Annotated in this window: 21 protein-coding genes; 10 read left to right on the forward strand and 11 right to left on the reverse strand. The window is 67.3% G+C overall.

The genetic code is table 11. The features are described 5' to 3' along the window. Positions 1–5: 5 nt before the first annotated feature. The 3 genes from pgl to Q1W68_RS00975 form a co-directional block, all read right to left on the reverse strand. Positions 6–713, reverse strand: coding sequence for a 6-phosphogluconolactonase (gene pgl / locus Q1W68_RS00965; RefSeq protein WP_300715440.1), 708 nt, complete (start codon positions 711–713; stop codon positions 6–8). Beyond that, a complete protein-coding gene (gene zwf, locus Q1W68_RS00970) occupies positions 710–2,194 on the reverse strand; it encodes a glucose-6-phosphate dehydrogenase (protein WP_300715441.1) in 1,485 nt (494 codons plus the stop codon). The genes pgl and zwf overlap by 4 nt, the downstream gene beginning before the upstream one ends. 135 nt (positions 2,195–2,329) lie before the next feature. Then, positions 2,330–3,343 (reverse strand): PfkB family carbohydrate kinase, encoded by a 1,014-nt coding sequence (locus Q1W68_RS00975; protein ID WP_300648005.1) that lies wholly within the window; start codon positions 3,341–3,343, stop codon positions 2,330–2,332. 129 nt (positions 3,344–3,472) lie between these two features. On the opposite strand from Q1W68_RS00975, the gene Q1W68_RS00980 reads away from it, so the two are divergent. The 5 genes from Q1W68_RS00980 (at position 3,473) to Q1W68_RS01000 (ending at position 8,040) form a co-directional block, all read left to right on the forward strand. Continuing rightward, on the forward strand, positions 3,473–4,489 hold the full coding sequence (locus Q1W68_RS00980) for a sugar ABC transporter substrate-binding protein (protein ID WP_300648008.1): 1,017 nt from the start codon (positions 3,473–3,475) through the stop codon (positions 4,487–4,489). Positions 4,490–4,505: 16 nt separating this feature from the next. Then, complete coding sequence (locus Q1W68_RS00985) at positions 4,506–5,456, forward strand: ABC transporter permease (protein ID WP_300648010.1); 951 nt, start codon at positions 4,506–4,508, stop codon at positions 5,454–5,456. After that, positions 5,456–6,322: an ATP-binding cassette domain-containing protein gene (locus Q1W68_RS00990; RefSeq protein ID WP_300648012.1), complete on the forward strand. Its 867-nt coding sequence runs from the start codon at positions 5,456–5,458 to the stop codon at positions 6,320–6,322. The genes Q1W68_RS00985 and Q1W68_RS00990 overlap by 1 nt, the downstream gene beginning before the upstream one ends. Positions 6,323–6,324: 2 nt before the next feature. Continuing rightward, positions 6,325–6,777, forward strand: a complete 453-nt coding sequence (locus tag Q1W68_RS00995; RefSeq protein WP_300648014.1) for an RbsD/FucU domain-containing protein — start codon at positions 6,325–6,327, stop codon at positions 6,775–6,777. 114 nt (positions 6,778–6,891) lie between these two features. Continuing rightward, on the forward strand, positions 6,892–8,040 hold the full coding sequence (locus Q1W68_RS01000; protein ID WP_300648301.1) for an ROK family transcriptional regulator: 1,149 nt from the start codon (positions 6,892–6,894) through the stop codon (positions 8,038–8,040). A gap of 12 nt (positions 8,041–8,052) precedes the next feature. Here Q1W68_RS01000 and Q1W68_RS01005 read toward each other — a convergent pair whose 3' ends face one another. The 5 genes from Q1W68_RS01005 to mutL all read right to left on the reverse strand — a co-directional run bounded on the left by Q1W68_RS01005 (position 8,053) and on the right by mutL (position 13,967). Beyond that, on the reverse strand, positions 8,053–8,703 hold the full coding sequence (locus Q1W68_RS01005; protein WP_300715442.1) for an ABC transporter ATP-binding protein: 651 nt from the start codon (positions 8,701–8,703) through the stop codon (positions 8,053–8,055). A 5-nt stretch (positions 8,704–8,708) separates the two neighbouring features. After that, positions 8,709–9,680, reverse strand: a complete 972-nt coding sequence (miaA, locus tag Q1W68_RS01010; protein ID WP_300715443.1) for a tRNA (adenosine(37)-N6)-dimethylallyltransferase MiaA — start codon at positions 9,678–9,680, stop codon at positions 8,709–8,711. Positions 9,681–9,688: 8 nt separating this feature from the next. Next, the gene (locus Q1W68_RS01015) at positions 9,689–10,939 is read right to left on the reverse strand and encodes a Bcr/CflA family efflux MFS transporter (RefSeq protein WP_300648020.1); all 1,251 of its coding nucleotides are present in this window, start codon (positions 10,937–10,939) and stop codon (positions 9,689–9,691) included. 99 nt (positions 10,940–11,038) lie between these two features. Further along, complete coding sequence (locus tag Q1W68_RS01020; RefSeq protein WP_300648023.1) at positions 11,039–11,905, reverse strand: alpha/beta fold hydrolase; 867 nt, start codon at positions 11,903–11,905, stop codon at positions 11,039–11,041. Between the two features lie 136 nt (positions 11,906–12,041). Then, the gene (gene mutL / locus Q1W68_RS01025) at positions 12,042–13,967 is read right to left on the reverse strand and encodes a DNA mismatch repair endonuclease MutL (protein ID WP_300648025.1); all 1,926 of its coding nucleotides are present in this window, start codon (positions 13,965–13,967) and stop codon (positions 12,042–12,044) included. A 35-nt stretch (positions 13,968–14,002) separates the two neighbouring features. Here mutL and Q1W68_RS01030 point away from each other — a divergent pair, with 35 nt between their 5' ends. The 3 genes from Q1W68_RS01030 to Q1W68_RS01040 all read left to right on the forward strand — a co-directional run bounded on the left by Q1W68_RS01030 (position 14,003) and on the right by Q1W68_RS01040 (position 16,670). Beyond that, on the forward strand, positions 14,003–14,656 hold the full coding sequence (locus Q1W68_RS01030; RefSeq protein ID WP_300648028.1) for a DedA family protein: 654 nt from the start codon (positions 14,003–14,005) through the stop codon (positions 14,654–14,656). A 171-nt stretch (positions 14,657–14,827) separates the two neighbouring features. Beyond that, on the forward strand, positions 14,828–16,162 hold the full coding sequence (locus tag Q1W68_RS01035) for an aromatic ring-hydroxylating dioxygenase subunit alpha (RefSeq protein WP_300648031.1): 1,335 nt from the start codon (positions 14,828–14,830) through the stop codon (positions 16,160–16,162). Position 16,163: 1 nt separating this feature from the next. Beyond that, the gene (locus Q1W68_RS01040; RefSeq protein WP_300715444.1) at positions 16,164–16,670 is read left to right on the forward strand and encodes an aromatic-ring-hydroxylating dioxygenase subunit beta; all 507 of its coding nucleotides are present in this window, start codon (positions 16,164–16,166) and stop codon (positions 16,668–16,670) included. On the opposite strand, the gene Q1W68_RS01045 is transcribed toward Q1W68_RS01040, so the two are convergent. Both Q1W68_RS01045 and tsaE read right to left on the reverse strand, forming a co-directional pair. Then, positions 16,667–18,112 (reverse strand): N-acetylmuramoyl-L-alanine amidase, encoded by a 1,446-nt coding sequence (locus Q1W68_RS01045; protein WP_300715445.1) that lies wholly within the window; start codon positions 18,110–18,112, stop codon positions 16,667–16,669. The genes Q1W68_RS01040 and Q1W68_RS01045 overlap by 4 nt on opposite strands. Further along, positions 18,109–18,636, reverse strand: a complete 528-nt coding sequence (gene tsaE, locus Q1W68_RS01050) for a tRNA (adenosine(37)-N6)-threonylcarbamoyltransferase complex ATPase subunit type 1 TsaE (protein ID WP_300648037.1) — start codon at positions 18,634–18,636, stop codon at positions 18,109–18,111. The genes Q1W68_RS01045 and tsaE overlap by 4 nt, the downstream gene beginning before the upstream one ends. A gap of 42 nt (positions 18,637–18,678) precedes the next feature. On the opposite strand from tsaE, the gene queG reads away from it, so the two are divergent. Continuing rightward, complete coding sequence (gene queG / locus Q1W68_RS01055) at positions 18,679–19,764, forward strand: tRNA epoxyqueuosine(34) reductase QueG (RefSeq protein WP_300715446.1); 1,086 nt, start codon at positions 18,679–18,681, stop codon at positions 19,762–19,764. On the opposite strand, the gene Q1W68_RS01060 is transcribed toward queG, so the two are convergent. Beyond that, the gene (locus Q1W68_RS01060) at positions 19,752–21,311 is read right to left on the reverse strand and encodes an acyl-CoA synthetase (protein WP_300715447.1); all 1,560 of its coding nucleotides are present in this window, start codon (positions 21,309–21,311) and stop codon (positions 19,752–19,754) included. The two genes, queG and Q1W68_RS01060, sit on opposite strands and share 13 nt — an antisense overlap. Before the next feature lie 156 nt (positions 21,312–21,467). Between Q1W68_RS01060 and Q1W68_RS01065 the strand changes: the two genes are divergently transcribed. Then, positions 21,468–22,274: an ABC transporter permease gene (locus Q1W68_RS01065; RefSeq protein WP_300648042.1), complete on the forward strand. Its 807-nt coding sequence runs from the start codon at positions 21,468–21,470 to the stop codon at positions 22,272–22,274. Positions 22,275–22,443: the final 169 nt, after the last annotated feature.

Below are 22,443 nucleotides of genomic sequence, written 5' to 3' on the forward strand. Positions count from 1 at the left end.
TCCGTTCAGGCCAGCCACACGCTCACGGGTGTCTGGTGCTGGTTGAGGACGAGGGACACCGGCAGGGCTTCGTCGGCGCCGAGGCGGGCTTGCTGGAACACGGCCAGCTTGCTGGCGCCGCTGAGGGACAGCGCGAGTTCGCGCGTGGCCAGCAGGGCGGGCAGGGTGAGGGTGAGGCGGGCATGCGGCGCCTTGGACGCGGGGGTCGGGCGCACCCAGGCCACCGGACCGCTGCTGTGCAGGGCCTGGCGCAGACCGGGGGCGCCGGGGAACAGCGATGCGGTGTGGCCGTCGTCGCCCATGCCGAGCACCGCCATGTCCATGGGCCAGGGCTGGGTGGCCAGGCGGCGGTTGGCGGCTTCGGCCAGCTGGTTCAGGGCGTTGTCGTCCAGCGTGCCGGGCAAGGTGTCGAAAAAGGGCACGAAGGTGGCCGCTGCAGCCTCATCTTTCAGCAGGTGCTGGCGCACCAGGGCGGTGTTGCTGTCGGCGTGGTCGTGGGGCACGCAGCGCTCGTCCACCAGCAGCACCGTCACGCGTTGCCACTCCAGCGGCAGCACGCGCAGCGCTTCAAACAGGGCAATCGGCGACTTGCCACCCGAGACCGCCAGCACCGCGTGGCCACGCAGGTTGATGGCCAGGTGCAGGCTCTGCGCGATGGTGTCGGCGAGTTGCCAGGCCAGCTCGGCGGCCGAATTGCAGACGTGTTCTTTCATGACTCCTCCACCCAGGCCGAGCCCTCGCGCGCCATCAGGGCCGACGAAGCCGCGGGGCCCCAGCTGCCGGCGGTGTACGCCTTGGGTTTTTCGTTGAGGTTCCTCCAGCCGTCGAGGATGGGCTCGACCCAGGTCCACGCGGCCTCCAATTCGTCGCGGCGCATGAAGTGGGTGAGGCGACCCTTGATCACGTCCATGAGCAGGCGCTCGTAGGCCTCGGCGCGTCTCGCGCTGAACGCAGACTCGAGATCCAGGTTGAGGCTCACCGGGCGCAGGCGCATGCCGCTGCCGGGCTCCTTGGCCATCATCTGCAGCTGCACGTGTTCCTCTGGCTGCAGGCGGATCATGAGGCGGTTGACCGGCTGGCGCGGTGCGTCGGGGAAGATGGTGTACGGCAGGTCGGCGAACTCGATGACGATCTCCGAGCGGCGCTCGGCCATGCGCTTGCCGGTGCGCAGGAAGATCGGCACGTTGGCCCAGCGCCAGTTGTTGATGTGGGCGCGCAGGGCCACGAAGGTTTCGGTCTCGCTCTCGGGCGGCACGTTGTCTTCCTGGTGATAACCCACGGCCTTGTCGCCGTTGGCGCTGCCGGCGGTGTACTGGCCGCGCACGGTGTCGCGGGCCACGTCGGCCACACTGAGTGGGCGCAGCGAGCGCAGCACCTTGAGCTTTTCGTCGCGCACCGCGTCCGGGTCGAGCGAGACCGGTGGCTCCATGGCCACGATGCACAACAGCTGCAGCAAGTGGTTCTGCAGCATGTCGCGCAGCGCGCCGGTGCCGTCGTAGAAACCGGCGCGGCTGCCCACGCCCACCGATTCGGCCACGGTGATCTGCACGCTCTTGATGTACGGGCTGCGCCAGAGCGGCTCGAAGATGGTGTTGCCGAAGCGCAGCACCATCATGTTCTGCACCGTCTCTTTGCCCAGGTAGTGGTCGATCCGGAAGGTCTGCGCTTCGCTGAAGTGCCGGCCCACGTCTTCATTGATCTGGCGTGCCGAGGCGAGGTCGTGGCCGAGCGGTTTTTCCAGCACCACGCGCGAGCGGGCGTCGATCAGCTTGGCGCTGGCCAGGTGGGCGCAGATGCCGGTGAACAGCGTGGGCGCGGTGGCCAGGTAGTACACGCGGTCGGAGCCGTGTTGCAGCGCGGCGCCCAGGGCTTCGAAATCGGCCGGCTGCGTGGCGTCGAGGCACACATAGGTGAGTCGGTCTTTGAAGGCGGCCCAGGCGGCTTCTTCGAGCGCTTCGGCATCGATGAAGCCACGCACCTTGTCGTCGATGAAGGCGGTGAATGTGTGGCGGTCCCAGGGTTGGCGGCCCAGCGCCAGGATGCGCGTGGCCTCGGGCAGGTTGTGGTGCAGGTGCGCCATGTAGAGCGCGGGCAGCAGCTTGCGCACCGAGAGGTCGCCCGCGCCGCCGAAGATCACCAGGTCGAGTGGGCCCTGCGGGGTGGCGGTGGCGGTGGTGGGGCTTGAGGTGACCATGGATCTAATCAAGTTACTTGAGAAAACGGGATCGTAATGTAATTAAGTTACATCGCGGGTACAGGATGCCAACGCCGGCCTGTGTGGGCGAGGGGCGTTGCCTCCACCTTAACCGCCGCAGCGCCGCGCGCCCATTCACAGGGTGCGAAAAATCGGGGGGTGGGCGGCGGTGCGGGCCACCACCTCGCTCAGACTGGGCGGGGTGCAACCGGTCTGCATCACGCACAGGCTGGCGCTCGCCACGGCGTGGGCGAGCAGGTGTTGCACATCGTCGGCGCCGAGTTGCAGCGCGTCCGCCAGGGTGCCTGGTCGCATGTCGGGGCGCTGCATCAGCGCGACCAGCAGGCCGGCCAGAAAACAATCGCCCGCGCCCACCGTGTCGACCACGCTGACCGGTGCCGACTCGGCGCTGTGCCATGCCCGGCCGTCGCGCGCCAGCAGCACCGCGCCGCCGGCGCCCAGGGTGAGCGCGAGCCATTGTGCGGGCGTGCTGGCCAGCAGTGCGTTGGCCTGGTGCAGGGCGTCCGTGCCGGCGATGCCCAGCGTGTCGAGGTCGTCGTCGCTCACCTTGATCAGGTGGGCCTGTTGCAGGGCGGCCATCACGCTGGCGCGGTAGGCGTCCATGTCGGGCACCACCGCCGGGCGCAGGTTGGCGTCCACCACCACCAGCCGCCCGGCGGCGCGCTGGGCCTGCAGCCAGGGCCCGTAGGTCGCGCTGTCCTCGGCCGCCAGCGCGAGGCAACCGGTGACCGTGATGCGCAGGTCGGGCAGGGCTTCGCACGCCGCGATCAGGCCGTGCGCCGAGACCTGCCGGTCGGCCACGCCCTCGCGGTAGAAGCTGTAGCTGGCCTTGCCTTGCGCATCCAGACCCACGACCGCCAGCGACGTCGGTTCGTGCACCGGTTGCGCCTGCGCGAGCGCGACGCCAGCTTGTGAGATCCCCTCGGCCAGCAGGCGGCCGAAGCGGTCTTTCGACAGGGGATTGAGGTACAGCGTGCCCACGCCTTGCAGGCCGAGCGCTCGGGTGAGGTTGTAGACGGCGCCACCCGCGCAGGGACGCATGCGCCCATCGGTGTCCTCGATCAGGTCGATCAGGGCCTCGCCGGCGGTGGCGACTTGGACGCTTCGGAGGGGACTAGGGAAAACCATAACTAAATCCAGTTGATTTATTAACCTGTCCCGAAATATAGTTCAACCACACCGCAACGGGCCTCGTGAAAACCCCAAGAGTCTGGCGGCGTGATCCCTGAGACATCCCTTCCACCTGAGGAGACCAACATGACCATCCGCCCCTCCACACTGGCCACGTCTGCGTGTGCGTTTTCCCTGCTGGCCCTGTCCGCGTCGCTCGCGCAAGCCCAGGCCCCCATCGTCATCGGGCTGATCACCAAGACCGACTCCAACCCCTTCTTCGTGAAGATGAAAGAGGGTGCCGATGCCGAGGCCAAAAAACGGGGTGTCAAGTTGTTGACCGCGTCGGGCAAGACCGACGGCGACAACGCCGGGCAGGTGACGGCCATGGAAAACATGATCGCCGCCGGCGCGAAAACCATCCTGCTCACGCCCAGTGATGCGAAAGCCATCATCCCGGCGGTCAAGCGTGCGCGGGCGCAGGGCGTGATGGTGATCGCGCTCGACAGTCCGACCGAGCCGGTGAGCGCCGTGGACGGCCTGTTCGCCACCGACAACTACAAGGCCGGCGTGCTGATCGGCCAGTACGCCAAGGCCGCGCTCGGCGGCAAGACCCCGGTGATCGCCACGCTCGACCTGTTCCCCGGCCACCCGGTGGGCGCCCAACGCCACAACGGCTTTCTGCAGGGCTACGGCCTGAAGTCGCTGGACGCGAAGAGCAACGACCTGGCCAAGCCGCCCGAGGTGGTGTGCATGGCCGACAGTTTTGGAGACGCCGCCAAGGGCCAGACCGGCATGGAAAACTGCCTGCAGAAGAACCCGGGCATCAACGTGGTCTACACCATCAACGAACCCGCCGCCGCCGGCGCCTACAAGGCGCTCAAGGCCGCCGGCAAGGAAAAAGACGTGGTCATCGTCTCGGTGGACGGCGGTTGCGCCGGCATCAAGGACGTGGGCGCCGGCGTGATCGCCGCCACCTCGCAGCAGTACCCGTTGCGCATGGCCGCCATGGGGGTGGCCGCCGGTGTGGAGTACGCCAGGAGCGGCAAGAAGGTCAGCGGCTACACCGACACCGGCGTGACCTTGATCGCAGCCAAGCCCGTGGCCGGTGTGGACAGCAAGGACGTGACAACCGGCATGGACCTGTGCTGGGGCAACAAGTGATGGAAAGCGCACGGACATGAAAGCCAAACTACCCCCCATGGGCACGCTCGGGCCCTTCATCGCGCTGCTGCTGGCCTGCGCGTTCTTTGCCACGCAGAGCGACCGCTTCCTCACGCTGCAAAACTTTTCGCTGATCCTGCAGCAGGTGATGGTGGTGGGCACCATCGCCATCGGCCAGACGCTGATCATCCTCACCGCCGGCATCGACCTCTCGTGCGGCATGATCATGGCGCTGGGCAGCATCGTCATGACCAAGATGGCGGCCGACTTCGGCCTGTCGGCACCGGTGGCCATTGCGCTGGGCATCGGTGCCACCGCGCTCTTCGGCCTGGTCAACGGCCTGCTGGTGACCAAGGCCAAGCTGCCGCCCTTCATCGTGACCCTGGGCACGCTCAACATCGCGTTCGCCATCACCCAGCTCTACAGCGGCTCGCAGACCATCACCGACATCCCCGAGGGCATGAACTGGTTGGGCCAGTCGCTGCGCATCGGTGGCACCAACGTGCTCTACGGCGTGATCCTCATGCTGGTGCTCTACCTCGTGACCTGGCTTGCGCTGCGCGAGACCGCGCCCGGACGCCACATCTACGCGGTGGGCAACAGCCCCGAAGCCACGCGGCTGACCGGCATTTCCACCGACAAGGTGCTGCTGGGCGTGTACGTGGCCGCCGGTGTGTTCTACGGCATCGCGTCCATGCTGAGCGTGGCGCGCATCGGCGCGGGCGATCCCAACGCCGGGCAGACCGAGAACCTGGACGCCATCACCGCCGTGGTGCTGGGCGGCACCAGCCTGTTCGGTGGGCGCGGCATTCTGATCGGCACGCTGGTGGGCGCGCTCATCGTGGGTGTGTTCCGCAACGGCCTCACGCTCATGGGCGTGTCGTCCGTGTATCAAATCCTCGTCACCGGCATCCTGGTCATCCTCGCGGTGGCCACCGACCAGATGTCTCGCAAGGGAGTGCGCTGATGACTGCCCCCACGCTTTCTTCGAGCGCTGCCCCCCAAGGGGGAGCCCGTCAGCCTTGGGGCGGCCCGGCGGCTGCCGGTTCTGGTCAGCCCCTTGTGATCCAGGCCAAGGGTCTGGTGAAGCGCTACGGCCAGGTCACCGCGCTCGACGGCGCCGACTTCGAGCTGCGTGCCGGTGAAATCCTGGCCGTCATTGGCGACAACGGCGCCGGCAAATCCTCGTTGATCAAGGCCTTGTCGGGCGCCACCATTCCCGACGAAGGCCAGATCTTTCTGGACGGCCAGCCCATCCGTTTCAAGAGCCCGATCGACGCCCGCCGAGCCGGCATCGAGACCGTCTACCAGGACCTCGCCGTGGCCCCGGCCATGACGATTGCCGAGAACCTCTTTCTGGGCCGCGAAATCCTGCGCCCGGGTTTTCTGGGCCGCTTCCTGCGCATGATGGACAAAAAGAAAATGCTGAGCGAGAGCATCTCGCGCATGAACGATCTGAAGGTCGGCATCCGGTCGATGACGCAGGCGGTGGAAACGCTCTCGGGCGGTCAGCGCCAGTGCGTGGCCGTGGCGCGCGCCGCGGCCTTCGCGCAGCACGTGGTCATCATGGACGAGCCCACCGCCGCGCTCGGCGTGAAGGAGGGCAACATGGTGCTGGAGCTGATCCGCCGCGTGCGCGACAAGGGTCTGCCGGTGATCCTGATCAGCCACAACATGCCGCACGTGTTCGAGATCGCCGACCGCATCCACATCGCGCGCCTGGGCAAACGCGCAGCGGTCGTCAACCCCAAGGTGATCAGCATGAGCGACACCGTGGCCGTGATGACCGGCGCCAAGCTGGCCGAGGAACTGCCCGCGGAGGCGTTGGCCTGACCATGCTCAAAGGTATCGATCCCCTGCTCAGCCCCGAGCTGCTGAAACTGCTGGCCGAGATGGGCCACGACGACGCGCTGGTGCTGACTGATGCGAACTTCACCGCCATGAGCCTGGGCGCGGGCAAGACCGTGCTGCGCCTGCCCGGCGTGGGCATGGCGCGCACCGTGAAGGCCGTGGCCAGCGTGCTGCCGCTGGCGGCCGACGTGCCGCAGCCCGTGGCTTACATGCAGGTCGGCGGCACCGAGGCGCCGTACCGCTCGGCCCTGCAGCGCGAAACGCTGGCCGTGCTGTCCGCAGAGGGCCTGATGGAGGGCCAGGCCGAAGCGGTGGAACGGTTTGCCTTTTACGAGCGCGTGAAACAGGCCTACGCCATCGTGGTCACCGGCGAGCTGCAGCCCTGGGGCAACTTCATCCTGCGCAAGGGTGTCATCGGCGACACTTTGCGGACCTGATCCGACATCGAACCTGACGCAGTGAACAACGACGCCGCCGCTACCGAAGCCCTGCCCGATACCGAACCGGGTGATCAGCCGCGCCTGCGCCCGCGCGGCTCCAACCAGGTGGGCATGCGCCAGTTCAACGAGCGCGTGGTGCTGCAGGCGCTGCGCGTCCACGGCAGCCTGGCCAAGGCCGACATCGCACGCCTCACCGGGCTCACGGCGCAGACCATCGGCCTGATCACCGCGCGGCTGGACGAGGACCAGCTGCTGCGCCGCGAGGCCCCGGTGCGCGGGCGCGTGGGCCAGCCCTCGGTGCCGCTGGGGTTGCACCCCGACGGCGCGTTCGCCATCGGCATCAAGATCGGCCGGCGCAGCGCCGACTGGCTGCTGGTGGACTTCACCGGCCAGGTGCGCGAGCGCCTCGTGCTCGACTACGCCTTCCCCGACATCCCGGTGCTGCTGCCCGCGATCAAGACCAACCTCAACCGCCTGCTCAAGAAGCTGGGGCCTCTGAGCGACCGCGTGGTCGGTGTCGGCGTGGCGGCTCCGTTCCAGCTCGGTGGCTGGCACCGCATGCTGGGCCTCACGGCCGAACAATCGCAGGCGTGGAACCAGATCGACCTGGGCGCCGAGGTGCAGAAGCTCACCGATCTGCCCGTGAGTTTTGCCAAGGACACCTCGGCCGCCTGCGTGGCCGAGCTGCTGCAAGGCCGCGGGCGCGACATCCGCAGTTTTCTCTACCTGTTCATGGACACCTTCGTGGGTGGTGGCCTGGTGCTCGACTCGCACCTGCACCGCGGCATCCACGGCAACGCCGGCGCGGTGGCGTCATTGCCGCTGCGCGTGGCGCAGGGCGGTGAGCTCGCGCCGCAGCTCATCGGCGAAGCCTCGTTGTGGGACCTGGAGCAGCGATTTCGCCAGCACGGCCTGGACCCGATGGCGGCCTACGACGCGCGGGCCCTGCAATCGCCCTGGCTGCCGTACAGCCAGGAATGGATTGCGCGCGCCGCGCCGGCGCTGGCGCAATGCGTGGTCTCGGGCACGGCGTTTCTCGACGTGGAAGCGGTGGTCATGGACGGTGCGGTGGCGCCCGACCTGCTGCGCGCCCTGTGCGAGGCCACGCGCGCGGCGCTGACGGCCTACAGCTGGGAGGGCCTGCACCGCCCACGCCTGGAGCTGGGCAGCATCGGCTCGGATGCGCGCGCACTGGGCGGCGCGCTGCTGCCGCTGCACACCTGCTTCGCGCCCGACCACGACGTCATCCTCAAAGTCTGAAGACCTGAGGCCTCAGGCGGGCTCCAGGCCGTTCGCGGTGAGGTGCAGCACCCGCTGCGCGCGACCGGCTGCGGCCTGCGAGTGCGTGACCAGCACCAGTGCCGCGCCACTCTCGCGGGCCTGATGCTCCAGCACATCCATGACTTGCGCGGCGGTGGTCGGATCCAGGTTGCCCGTGGGCTCGTCCGCCAGCAGCAGGCCGGGGCGGTGCACCAGCGCGCGTGCAATCGCCACGCGCTGCAACTGACCACCCGAGAGCTCGGCCGGCAAACGCGCACCCAGCTCGCCCAGGCCCACGGCGTCCAGCATCTGCTGCACGCGCGTGGCATCGGGTCGGCCCAGCAGCAGCAGGGGCAGACCCACGTTTTGTGCCACGTCCAGGTGCGGCAACACGTGAAAAGCCTGGAACACAAAGCCGAGGTGTTCGCGGCGCCAGTGCGCGCGCTGCGTGTCGCTCAGACCACCGAGGTCCACGCCCGTGTGGGTGATGCGGCCTTCGCTCCAGTCGTCCAGCGCGGCCAGGCAGTTGAGCAGGCTGGATTTGCCCACGCCCGATTCGCCCACGATGGCGATGAACTCGCCCGGCGCCACCGTGAGGTTCACGCCGCCGAAGACGGAGGTGTTGCCGTAACGCTTTCCAAGTTGTTCAACGACGAGTGACATGCCGTTCAAGTGGGTGCGCCCAACAGGGCTTGCACCGATTCGAGCACGCGCGCCAGCGCGTCGGGTGCGTCGCACGCAATGACCCGGCGCTCTGGCATGGAACGCAGCCAGGTGAGCTGGCGTTTGGCGAGCTGGCGCGTGGCGGCCACGCCGAGTTCGCGCAGCTCGGCGACTTGCGCCGGCTTGAGCGTGTTGCCGTAGGCATCGAGCATGTCCCAGGCCTGGCGGTACCCCACGCAGCGCATGGAGGGCAGGTCGGTGGAGAGATCGCCGCGCGCGCGCAGGCGCTTGACTTCGATCATGAAGCCTTCGGCCAGCATGGCGTCGAAGCGCTGCGCGATGCGCGCATGCAGCCAGGCGCGGTCGCGCGGTTCGAGCGACATCAGGTGTTCGGGTGCAAGCGGACTGTCGGGGTTGTGGGTGCGTCCGGTCTGGAAGCTGGAGAGCGGTTGGCCCGAGATGTCGTGAACCTCAAGCGCGCGCTGGATGCGCTGGGCATCCAGTGGCGCCAGGCGCGCCGCGGTCACCGGATCGACCCGAGCCAGCTCGGCGTGCAGCGCCGGCCATCCCAGCGCCGCTGCGCGTGCATCGATCGCGCTTCTCACGGCGGCGTTGGCCGGCGGCATGTCGTCCAGGCCCACCACCAGCGCCTTGAAATACAGCATGGTGCCGCCCACCAGCAGCGCGGTGCGACCACGCCCGTTGATCTCGCCCACCAGGCGCGTGGTGTCGCGCACGAAGTCGGCGGCGCTGTAACTCTCCAGCGGGTCGAGGATGTCGATCAGGTGGTGCGGCACTTGCGCGAGTTCGGCCGGTGTGGGTTTGGCGGTGCCGATGTCCATGCCCCGGTAGACCAGCGCCGAGTCGACGCTGATGATTTCCACCGGCCAGCGTTGCGCGATGGCCAGCGAGGCCGCGCTCTTGCCGCTGGCGGTGGGACCGGCCAGGCCGATGCAGGACACAGAGGGCGCGGACATGGGTCGGGTCAGCCTCGCGCTGGTTCGACAGGGATCGCCCGCTCGGGCCCGGGCCCGGGCCGGCTTTCACCGAAACGCTGCACCAGCGTCCAGGCGGTCAGTGCAATGAGCACGCTCCAGAGCCAGATGCCGTTGGTGAGCGGCAGCACCGTGCCGCTGCCCGCCTGGATGGCCGCCAGACTCTTGCCCAGCCAGCCGCCCACCCCAAAGGCCGCGATCATCATGATGAAACCCGCCAGCGCCGAGGCAGCCCCGGCGGACTGCGGAAAGGGTCCCACCGCGCCGCTCTGGCCGCAAGGCTGGTGCACGCCGTGGCCCATCATGAACAAATAGAAGGGCAGCATGATGGCCCAGGCGCTTTGCACGCCCATGAGTGCCAGCACACCCATGCTGCTGCCGCCGAGCAGCGTGAACACCGCCGCCACCGCCACCGTGCGCCGCACACCGAGCACCGGCAGCAGGCGCCGGCAGATGAAGGTGCCCGCGATGTAGCTCAGCGACATCGTCATCATCATCAGGCCGTAGGCCGTCTTGGACAGACCCAGCACCTGAATGAACACGAAGGACGAGGCCGCCAGGAAGGTGAACAGACCGCAATAGGACGTGGCCGCCAGCAAGGCGAACGCCCAGAAAGTGGGGTGGCGCGCGATCCGCACCCAGGTGCCCAGCAGCATGGTGGGCTCCAGCGCGTGCGGGTTCTTCGCGGCCAGCGTTTCCTCGAACCGCCAGGCGATCACACCCAGCGTGATGGCGCCGAACACAGCCACCGCCATCAGCGACAGGCGCCAGCCCATGAGGTCGGACAGGAAGCCCCCCAGCGGTGCGCTGGCGCAGGCAATGACACCCAGACCGGTGAGTCCCTTGGACATCACCCGCGCACCCTCGGTGGGCGCGTAAAGATCGCGCACGATGGCTCGCGCGCACATCACGCCGGCACCCATGGCCGCGCCCTGCACGGCGCGCCAGATGATGAGGTGTTCAATGGAGGGCGAGAAGGTGCTGCCGACCGAAGCCACCACGAAGGCGCCCATGCCGGTCAACAAGATGGGACGCCGGCCAAACCGGTCGGAGAGCGGTCCCCAGAACATCTGCGACAGGCCGAATGCCAGCAGCAAGGCGGTGAGTGTGAGTTGCGCCTGCGACATGGCCGCGCCAAATCCCGCGGTGAGCGCGGGCAGGGCGGGCAGGTACAGGTCGGTGGCGATGGGCTGCAGTCCCAGCAGCAGGGAGAGTGTCAGCACCACCAGGGCAGGCGGCATGGCGTTTGCCGTCACGGGCGTTTGGGCGGGCAGAGAAGGCGTGGCGGGCATCCGGTCGAGGGTAGCAGAACACCCCGCGCGAAAGCCCTGGCGCGTCGCTCAGTTCTTCACCACCTGCACATCGGGACGCAAACCGAACAGGCTGGCCAGCGCCACGCGGTACTGCGCTTGTCCCACAGAGTTGGTGTTGTGGTGCGAACCACCTTCCACCAGCACGAAGGCCTTGCGCCCGGTGGCGGCCTCGAACAGCTTGCGACCCAGCTCCGGCTGGATCAGGCGGTCGTCACCGCCGTGCACCACGAGGAGCGGCGAGCCGATCTCGGGCACGCGTTTGACCGCCTCAAAGCGCTGCGTGATCAAGAGCGACACCGGCAGCCAGCCCCATTTGAAGGTGCTCACCACGTCGGGGATGGAGGTGAAGGTGCCTTCGACCACCGTGCCCGCTTCGTCTTTCACCTGCGCCGCCAGTTCCACGGCGATGGCGCCGCCGAGCGAATGGCCAAAGATGTAGCGCGGCCGGCCGGGGTATTTCTCGCCCAGCCAGTCCCAGGCGGCGCGGGCGTCTTCGTACGCTTTGGTCTCCGAGGGCAACTCGTTGGTGCTTTTGCCGAAGCCGCGGTAGTCGATGGCCAGCACCGAGAAGCCGAGCTCCTGCATGCGCTGGGCCCGGAACGCAGAGCCGGTGACATTGAAACGCGCACCGTGCAGGTACAGCAGGACCGGCGCGTCGGCGCGCTGGGTGAAGTTGTCGTTTTGTGCCCAGAGACCGTGCAGCTTGACGGGTTTGCCGGTGACCTCGGAGCTGAAATCGATCCACACGTTTTCCATGCTTTCGGCCGCGTAGGTACCGCCGGCCCAACTGCGGTCGGATGGCTGAAAGATCCAGGCGCGCTGCTTCTCGTCGAGCGTGGCGCACCCGGCCAGCAGGGCCAAGGTGGCCAGCAGAAGGGCGATCAGGCGTTTCATGACCGTGATGGAGGGCCTTGCGGACCAAAAAGTTCAGACATCGTCGCGCGCAGGTTTCGTGCCAACGAGCCGCCCCATCATGGCTGGCGGTCGGATTCCCCGCCAGTTTCCCGACCGGCGGCCAGGCACAGACCGTTCAGCGCCCGCGCAGGAAGAGCGCGTCCAGTTCTTTCATGCCGACCTGGCGCCAGGTTGGGCGACCGTGGTTGCACTGGTCGGAGCGCTCGGTCACTTCCATCTGGCGCAGCAGCGCGTTCATCTCGTCCAGCGTGAGGCGCCGGTTGGCGCGCACCGCGCCGTGGCAGGCCATGGTGGCCAGCAGTTCGTTGCGGGCGCGTTGCACCACGGTGCTTGCGTCGTGTAGGCCCAATTCGGCCAGCACGCTTCGCGCGAGCTCCACCGGGTCGCCTTGCGCCAGTGTGGTCGGCACGGCCCGCACCGCGAGCGTCTTGGGCGACAAGGCCGTGATCTCCAGCCCCAGGGTCATGAGCACCTCCGCGCCATCTTCGGCGGTGGCCACCTCGTCGGGCGTGGCGGCAAACGTGGCCGGGATCAGCAGCGGCTGGCTGGCCACCTGCCGGTCGTCGAGCTGCTGCTTGAGCCGTTCGTAGACGATGCGTTCGTGGGCGGCGTGCATGTCGACCACGACCAGACCGTGTGTGTTCTCGGCCAGGATGTACACACCTTGCAGCTGCGCGATGGCGCGGCCGAGGGGCCAGTCGCCGGCGGGCAAGGGTGAAGGGTGGGTGAGGGCTTCGACAGGCTCAGCCCGAACGGAGGTCGGTTCAGCCCCAATGACCCTTGGCGAGTTGGGCGCGGTGGTGTCCGATCGGGCTGAGCCTGTCGAAGCCCCGCCAGACCCATAGCCCCACAAGGCTCCCACATCACTCACCCGATGCCCCACCTCGGGTTCCCGGGGGCGAAATGCAAAGCCGTCCTGTCGCGCGGTCGGCGTCCATGCGGTCACAGCCTCTGTGGCCACCGGCTCGGCCGTGCCGCCCGAGCGCGGCACGGCCAGCGCCGCTTCCACCGCGCGCCGCACACCCTGGTGCACCTCGCGGCCATCGCGAAACCGCACTTCGATCTTCGTCGGGTGCACGTTCACGTCGACCCGCGCCGGGTCGAGCGAGACGAAGAGCGCGTACACCGGTTGCCGATGGCCGTGCAGCACGTCTTCGTACGCGCTGCGCGCGGCGTGGGTGATGGTCTTGTCGCGCACGTAGCGCCCGTTCACGTAGGCGAACTGCCAGTCGGCGCGCGAGCGCGCGGCGTCGGGCACACCCGCAAAGCCCCAGACTCGCAAGCGTTGCGTGCCCTCGTCCTCGGTCGCGTCCAGTGGCCAGTTCAGTGCCACCGCCTGCTGCACGAAGTCTTCGCCCAGCACATCGGCCAGGCGCTGACGCAGCGCCTCCATGCCACTGCTGCCCACCGCGCGCCATTGGGCGACCAGCTTGCCGTCGTGCCAGATCGCAAAACCCACCCCGGGCCGCGCGAGCGCGTGTCGGCGCACCGCATCGATGCAGTGGGCGAGCTCGGTGGCGTCGGTCTTCAGGAATTTGCGACGCGCGGGCGTGGCAAAAAAGAGTTCACGCACCTCCACCGTGGTGCCGGGTGCGCGCGCTGCTGCCTGCAGCTCGCCGCTGCGCCCGTCGAGCAACCAGCCGTGGGGCTCGTCGTCGGTGTCCACGCGCGTGAGCAGCGACACCTCGGCAATCGAGCAGATGGCCGCCAGCGCCTCGCCACGAAACCCCATGGTGCCCACCGATTCCAGGTCGGAGAGGCTGGCGATCTTGCTGGTGGCGTGGCGTTTGAGGGCATTGGGCAGCTCGCTGCGCAGGATGCCGCTGCCGTTGTCTTCCACGCTGATGAGCCGCACGCCGCCGGCCTGCAGGCGCAGCGTGATCTGGGTGGCGCCGGCGTCCAGGGCGTTGTCCACCAGTTCGCGCACCACCGAGGCCGGCCGCTCGACCACCTCGCCGGCCGCGATCTGGCTGATCAGTTCGTCGGGGAGTTCGCGGATGGGCCGGCGCGGCGCCTTGAGGATGCTGGGTGGGGTTGTCACGGGCAAATTGTAGGGCGCAGGGATAATGCCCCTCTATGGAAATCCTGGCCTTTCTCATCGACTTCATCCTGCACGTGGACCAACACCTGCAGACCTTTGTGCAGAACTACGGCGCCTGGGTCTACGCCTTGCTGTTTCTGATCATCTTCACCGAGACCGGCGTGGTGGTCATGCCCTTCCTGCCGGGTGACTCGTTGCTGTTTGTGGTGGGCACTTTGTGCGGCGCCGGGTTGATGAGCCTGCCGCTGGCGATGGGGCTGCTGGTCGTGGCGGCCATCCTTGGGGACCAGGTGAACTATTCCATCGGCCGCTACTTCGGGCCGAAGGTGTTCCAGTGGGAGAACTCGAAACTGTTCAACCGCAACGCCTTCAACCAGGCGCATGCGTTCTACGAGAAATACGGTGGCATCACGATCATCCTGGCGCGCTTCATGCCGTTTGTTCGCACCTTTGCGCCGTTTGTGGCGGGTGTGGCCGAGATGACGCGCACCAAGTTCACGGCCTACAACGTGGTGGGCGCCCTGATCTGGGTGGTGGGGCTGGTGGGGGCGGGTTATCTTTTCGGCAATTTGCCGTGGGTGCAGGCCAACCTGAGCAAGATCATCTGGGCCATGATTTTCATCCCCGGGTTCATCGCGATCTTCGGGGCCTGGCGGGCCCGGCAGCAGTCGTTGCGGGACGCTGGCTGAGGTTTTTTGTCTTCGTTGCGTTGATGGCCTGCAGTGGTGTTGGTGTGAGCCGTGCCCCATGGCCGCCGATGACCGGACCGGCCGGAGAAAAATCCGCCGACCACCGGCACAACAGCAATTGATCAGTAGGCTTATCATTTATCCCCACACACAGACGAAGCGTGAGGAGACATGAACGCACCGCAAGCCCTCGTGCGCTGGCACGACCGCGGCACCAGCCGCATTCCGTTCTGGGCCTACACCGACCCCGACCTCTACCAACGTGAACTGGAGCGCCTGTTCTACGGACCCCACTGGTCCTACGTGGGCCTGGCCATCGAGATCCCCAACACCGGCGACTACAAACTCAGCTGGGTCGGTGAGCGCCAGGTCATCATGGTGCGCGACCGCGTGGCGCCCAAGGACCGTGGCACCGACCCCGGCATTCGTGTGGTGGAGAACCGCTGCGCGCACCGCGGCGTGCGCTTCTGCCAGCCGCCCATGGACGGCCAGACCGGCAACGCGCGCAGCTTTGTGTGCCCCTACCACCAGTGGACCTACAAACTCAATGGTGACCTCGCCGGCCTGCCTTTCAAGGACGGTGTGAAGGATGGGGAATGCGTCAACGGCGGCATGCCTGCCGACTTCGACCTCAGCAAGAACGGCCTGACCAAGCTGCGCGTGGCCGTGCTGCATGGCCTGGTGTTCGCCACCTTCAGTGATGAAGCCGAGCCCTTCGAGCAGTACATCGGTCCCAACGTCATGCCCTGGTTGGACCGCATCTTCAAGGGCCGTGAACTCAAGCTGCTGGGCTACAACCGCCAGCGCATTCCCGGCAACTGGAAGCTGATGATGGAGAACATCAAGGACCCGTACCACCCGGGTCTGCTGCACACGTGGTTCGTGACCTTCGGCCTGTGGCGCGCCGACCAGAAAAGCCGCATGGTGATGGACGAACACGGCCGGCACGCGGTGATGATTTCGCGCCGCAACGATGGCGGTGCCAACCAGAGCGTGACCGAAGGCGTGACCAGCTTCAAGGCCGACATGGCCCTGCAGGACAAGCGCCTGCTCGACGTGGTGCCCGAGCCTTGGTGGACGGTGGACGACCCATCGAACCCCGGCACGACCATCACGCCCACGGTGACCATGATCACGCTGTTCCCCAGCCTCATCATTCAGCAGCAGGTGAACTCGCTGTCCACACGCCACATCGTGCCGCGCGGCGCGGGTGAGTTTGATTTTGTGTGGACGCATTTCGGCTTTGCCGACGACACCGAGGAGATGACGCAGCGCCGCCTGCGCCAGGCCAACCTGTTCGGCCCCGCCGGTTTTGTGAGCGCGGACGACGGCGAGGTCATCGAGTTCAGCCAGGACGGTTTCAGGCAGTGGGGCGAAGGCGGCACCACGCTGGTGGAGCTCGGCGGCCGGGGCGACGACGTGGGCCAGCCGCCCACCGAGCACATGGTCACCGAGACCTTGATCCGCTCGATGTACGCCTACTGGCGCAAGGCCATGGGGGAATGACATGCCAGTGATTGACCAGGATCTGCACAGCCTGCTGCTGCACCATGCGGTGGACCGCTTCAATGCCGCCTACGCCGCCACGCTGGACGACCGCCGCTTCAACGAATGGCCCGAGTGCTTTGTGGAAGACGCGCGTTACAAGGTGCAGGCCCGTGAGAATTTCGACCGGGGTTTGCCGCTCGCGCTGCTCGCGCTGGAGAGCCAGGGCATGCTGCGCGACCGCATCTACGGCACCAGCCAGACCATCTACCACGGACCGTACTACACGCGCCATGTGGTGAGCCCGGCGCGCATCACGCAGGCGGGCGCGGGCACGGCTGACGATCCGATCCGCGCTGAAGCCAACTACGCCGTGTTCCGCACCAAACCCGGTGGCGTGAGCGAGGTCTACAACGTGGGGCGGTACATCGACGCGTTTGTGAACACCGATGAGGGGCTGAAGCTGCAGAGCCGCACCTGTGTGTACGACAGCGAGATGGTGCTCAACTCGCTGATCTACCCGATCTAGATCTGACGGTTGCGCGCCAGCGGCGGGTTCTTGCTGAAGTACGCCACGATGCCGCGCAACAGCGCGTCGGCCAGGTCGTCCTGGTACTTCGGGTCGTTGAGCCGCGCTTCTTCATCCGGGTTGCTGATGAACGCGGTCTCCACCAGCACGCTGGGAATGTCGGGTGCGCGCAGCACCGCGAAGTTGGCTTGCTCCACGCGCGGTTTGTGCAGCTTGCCCACCTGCTTCACATGACCGAGCATGGCACTGCCGAGCTTGAGGCTGTCGTTGATCTGGGCCGTGGTGCTCATGTCGAGCAGGGCGCGTTGCACGGTGGCGTCCTTGGCTTTCACGTTGAGGCCGCCCACCTGGTCGGCGGCGTTTTCCTTGTTGGCCATCCAGCGCGCGGCCGCACTGCTGGCGCCTTTGGTGCTCAGCGCGTAGACGCTGGCGCCTTGCGGGCGCGGCGTGTAGAACGCGTCGGCGTGCAGGCTGATGAACAGGTCGGCCTGCACGCGTTGCGCCTTTTGCACCCGCACCTGCAGCGGCACGAAAAAATCCTTGTCGCGCGTCATGTAGGCGCGCATGGGGTTGCCGTTGACGCGGGTGTCGTTGATGCGGTCGCGCAGCTTTTGTGCGATCTGCAGCACCACTTTTTTCTCGTGTGTGCCGCCCGGGCCGATGGCGCCCGGGTCTTCGCCACCGTGGCCGGGGTCCAGCGCCACCACGATCAGGCGCTCGGTCTTGCCGGGCTTTGCGGGGGCTTGTTTGGCGGGGCTGCCGGACGGCGACCCGGCAGCCACCGCCGTGCCTGTGTTGCCTGCCGGCGCCGGGGTGTTGGCGGTGCCGGGCTGGGCCCGTTTGGCGATCAGCGCGCCCAGCGGGTCGTCCACCGGGTTGGCCGCGGTCACGCGGTCGTTCGGATTGGGTCCGCCCGCCACCTGGCCCATCTCCAGACCCAGCAGGCGTGCCGCGCGCTCGCTGGCGGCGTCCAGGTCTTTCATGCGCTGGGCGATCAGTTGCTCCAGCGGATCGGGCGCGTTCACCGGGTAGAGGTCGAGGACCAGGCGGTGCTGGTAGGCGGCCACCGGCTCCAGGTTGAACACCTGCGGTTTGATGGCCTGCTTGAGGTCGATCACCAGGCGCACCACGTTGGACGCGTTCTGCGCCACGCGGATGCTGCCGATGTTGGGATCGTCCGACTTGAGTTTGCCCACCAGTTCGCGCAGGCCGGGCAGCAGGTCGATGCCTTCGATGTCCACCACCATGCGGGGTGGTTCGGTCACGAAGAACTTCTGCGCCTTGAGTTCACCGTCGGACTCGATGGTCACGCGGGTGTAGTCCTCGGCCGGCCAGATGCGCACCGCCAGCACGCTGGCTCCGCGTGCGATGTGTTGCACGCCCAGCAGCAGCACCAGCGTGCCCGACCGCAGCAGGGTGCGGCGGCTGATGGAACCCGTCATGCCAGGGCCTCCAGCAGGCGCAGACCGGTGGGGGTGAGGGCGGTGGCGCGCACGGTGCGGGCGCTGTCGTGTTCCGGATCGGTGTGGGGGTTCATGTCGTCGGGTTGGATGTCGATCTGCAGATCGACCGCCGGCAGAAATGCGCCAGCGCGTTCGGGCCACTCCACCAGCTTGAGACCCGGGCTGGCAAAAAGTTCGCGAAAGCCCGCGTCTTCCCATTCGCGCGGGTCGTTGAAGCGGTAGAAGTCGAAGTGCCAGACCGACAGCGGCTCACCCGCGGGCATGACCGGGCAGTCCATCGCGCTGTGCGGCTCCACCACCGCGTAGGTGGGGCTCTTGATGCGACCGCGCACACCCAACGCGCGCAGCAGGTGGCGCACCAGCGTGGTCTTGCCGGCGCCCAGATCGCCCTGCAGCGTGAGGGTGGCGTGGGCGATGGCGGGCGACAGGGCCAGGCGCTGAGCAAAGGACTGGGTGTCCTCTTCGGAGGCCCAGCGACCCTGCCACGGTGTCAGCGCGGACACCGACCCCGCAGGAGCCGGGGGGGTTCCTACAATGCCCTTCACATGAATGTCGCTTTGGATGCCGCTCAACTCGTCTCGCAGATTCAGGCCTGGGGCCAGGAGCTCGCATTTTCCCAAATCGGCGTGACCGGTGTGGATTTGTCGGCTGCCGAGCCGGGTTTGATGGCCTGGTTGTCGGCTGGATGTCACGGTGACATGGGCTACATGGCCGCGCACGGCCTCAAACGGGCCCGCCCGGCCGAGCTGGTGCCGGGCACGCTGAGCGTGATCACCGCGCGCATGGACTACTTGCCGCGCGCCACGCCCGAGGGCTGGCAGGCCATCGAGCTGGAACGGCTCGACCGATCGCAAGAGGCCGTGGTCTCCCTGTACGCACGGGGACGCGACTACCACAAGGTGCTGCGCAACCGCCTGCAGTCGCTGGCCGATCGCATCGCTGCAGCCGTCGGACCGTTTGGGTATCGCGTGTTTACCGACTCGGCCCCGGTGCTGGAGGTGGAGCTGGCCTCGCGCAGCGGCATCGGCTGGCGCGGCAAACACACGCTCGCGCTGCACCGCGAAGCAGGGTCGATGTTTTTCCTCGGCGAAATCTTTGTGGACATTGCGCTGTCTCCGACCGAGGCCGTCAGCGACCACTGCGGCAGCTGCAGCGCCTGCATCGACGTTTGTCCCACCCGGGCCATCACCGGCCCTCAGCGCGTGGACGCGCGGCGCTGCATCAGCTACCTCACCATCGAACACGCTGGCGCCATTCCCATCGAGCTGCGATCGCTCATGGGCAACCGCATCTACGGCTGCGATGACTGCCAGCTGGTGTGCCCATGGAACAAGTTTGCGCAGCGCTCACCCTTGCCCGACTTTGATGAGCGCGCGGGTTTTTCTGGCTCGTCCTTGACCGAACTCTTTGCCTGGAGTGAATCGGAGTTTCTGCGCCGCACCGAAGGCAGCGCCATCCGCCGCATCGGGCACGAACGCTGGTTGCGCAACATCGCCGTGGCGATGGGCAATGCACTGCGCTGTGGTCCCGAACCGGCGATTGCGCAGGCCCTGCAAGCCCGTGTCGACCACCCCAGCGAGGTGGTGCGGGAACACGTGGCCTGGGCGCTGGCGCAGGTTCAGTCTGCGTAACGCAATCTCAGCTCCCGCTTGAGCAACTTGCCGCTCGGGTTCTTGGGCAGGCTGTCGGTGAACACCACGCGCTTCGGGCTCTTGAAGCTGGCCATGTGTTCGGTGCAATGCGCGATCACCTCGGCCTCGGTGAGTTGGTGGCCTGCCTTCACCACCACGGCCGTGACCGCCTCCACCCACTTCGCATCGGGCAGGCCGATCACCGCGACCTCGCTCACGCCGGCCAGGCGGTAGATCATCTCCTCGACCTCGCGGCTGGCCACGTTTTCGCCGCCGGTCTTGATCATGTCCTTCTTGCGATCGACCACGGTGATGAAGCCCTCGTCGTCGATCAGGGCCAGGTCGCCGCTGTGGAACCAGCCGCCCTCAAACGACGCGGCGGTGCGCTCGGGGTCGTTGAAGTAACCCAGCATCAGGTGGGGCGAGCGGTGCACGATCTCGCCCACCTCGCCCACCACCACATCGTCCATCGCTTCGTTGACCACGCGGGTTTCCACATTGAGCACGGCCTTCCCGCACGAGCCGGGTTTACGCAGCTGGTCCTGCGGGCCCAGCATGGTGGCCAGCGGCGCAATCTCGGTCTGGCCGTACAGGTTCCACAGGCGCACGGCGGGCAGGCGGGAGGCCAGCTCCTTGAGCACCTCCACCGGCATGATGGACGCGCCGTAGTAGCCCTTGACCAGGCTCTTCAACTTCGCGGCGTCGAACAAGGGCGAGCGCAGCAGCGCGATCCACACCGTGGGCGGGGCGAAGAAGCTGGTGATCTGGTGTTTTTCGATCAAGGCCAGCAGGTTGTCGGGCACCGGTTTGGAGGTGATGACGTTGCTGCTGCCGATGTAGATGGCCGGGCCGAAAAACACATCGAGCTGGGCGCAGTGGTAGAGCGGCAGCGCGTGCAGCGCCCGGTCCACTTCGGCGATCTCGGCGTTGATCACGCAGCTCACGTACTGCCACAGCACCGCGTCGTGGGTGAGCATGGCGCCCTTGGGTGTGGACTCGGTACCGCTGGTGTAGACGATCTGGGCCAGATCGAAGCTGCCCAGGCCCACCTCGGGCAGGGGGTCGGGGCAGGCCGCCAGGTGGTCGAAGCGGTGCATGGCGGGGTCGGGTTCGCTCGGGTCTTCGCTGGGCAGCCAGATGAAGCGCTCCACGGCGGTGTCCTGTTCGGCGGCTTCGCGCGCCAGCGCAGTCAGCCCGCTGTCGGTGGCCAGGGTCTTCGCACCCGCATGGCGCAGGATGTAAGCCACTTCATCGGCCTTGAGCATGAAGTTGATCGGCACCAGCACCGCGCCGCGGCGCGCCAGGGCGAAGCGCAGGGCGGCGAAGCCGTGGGAATTGCGCGCCAGCACAGCCACCTTGTCGCCCTCGGCCACGCCCAGGTGCGCCAGCCCGGCGGCCAGGCGGCTCACCAGGGCGTCGAAGTCGGCGTAGGTCCAGCGGGTGTCGCCGCAGACAATGGCGGTCTTGTCGGGCAAGCGCAGGGCCGTGCGGTGCAGGGCGTCGGCGATGGTCTGGCGGCGCACCACCGGCGGAAGGGTCGAAGACATGCATGGGCTCCTGAAGGGATGGTCGGCCGTCGGGGCCGGTGGCTTGATTGAAGCCCATCCAACCGGTTTGGCCATGCGCGTTTTCACCAGCCTGCTGTCACCTTTGCACACCGCGCACCTGTCAAGCGTTCACCCACCGCGGACTATCATCAAAACATGAACCCCGTCGCAGCCAGCCAAACGCTCATGACCCGTTGGGGCCAGCGAGTGCGGCTGTGGGGGACCACCTGGTGGCAGGTGGTCATGCTGGGGGCGCAGATCCTGGTGATGGCGCTCGCACCCTCGAGCTACGCCAGGGGCGCGCCTCGCCAGCGTGTGTTGTTGCACGTTCATCAGGCCACCGCGCCGCTGCTCACCGGTTTCCTCGTGCTCTCGGCGCTCATCAGCCTGGTGTTGATCCGCATCGTGGTGGCCACCGCCTACAGCTATGGCCTGTCGCAGTACGCCCTGGGGGTGCTGGTGCGCACGCTGGTGCTGGAGCTCATTCCGCTGTACGCGGCCATGTTCGTCGCGGCGCGTTACGCCATGCCGGGCGCGCAGGTGGTGCGCAAGCAGCTGTCTGCCCACCAGCGCGCGGGCCGCGAATGGGGCCAGGGGGTGTTGTTGACCACCGAGCTGCTGCCCCGCGCCCTGGCGTCCATGTTCTCGGTGCTGATGCTCGCAGCGCTGAGCTGCGTGATCGCGCTGGTGCTCACCTACCTCACGGTCTACGGCTTTTCGCACTGGGGCCTGCCCGGCTACACGCGCAGCGTGGGCCAGGTGTTCACCCCGGCGGTGACGCTGATCTTCACGCTCAAGACCTTGTTCTTCAGTCTCGCGGTGGCGGTGGTTCCGCTGGCCGGCAGTGCGCAGCAGGACGCGCAAGGCCTGTACGCGCAACGCAGCGACATCTCGGAGTTCGCGCGCCTGTTCTCCGTTGTGCTGCTCATCGAAATCATGTCGCTGGTCGGCAACTACTACTGATCTCCCATGAACGCCACACCCGACGATCCCCAGGTTTCCGAGACACCCGAGGTCAAGAACCTCGAGTTCAAAGCCGCACTGCTGCTCGTGGCCATGCTGGTGCTGGTGGTCGGCTCGGCGCTCTACGTGATGTTTGCGCGCGGCATGTTCGAGGACACGCAGCGCCTGG

This window comes from Hydrogenophaga sp. (assembly GCF_030158645.1).
GTDB lineage: Bacteria > Pseudomonadota > Gammaproteobacteria > Burkholderiales > Burkholderiaceae_C > Hydrogenophaga.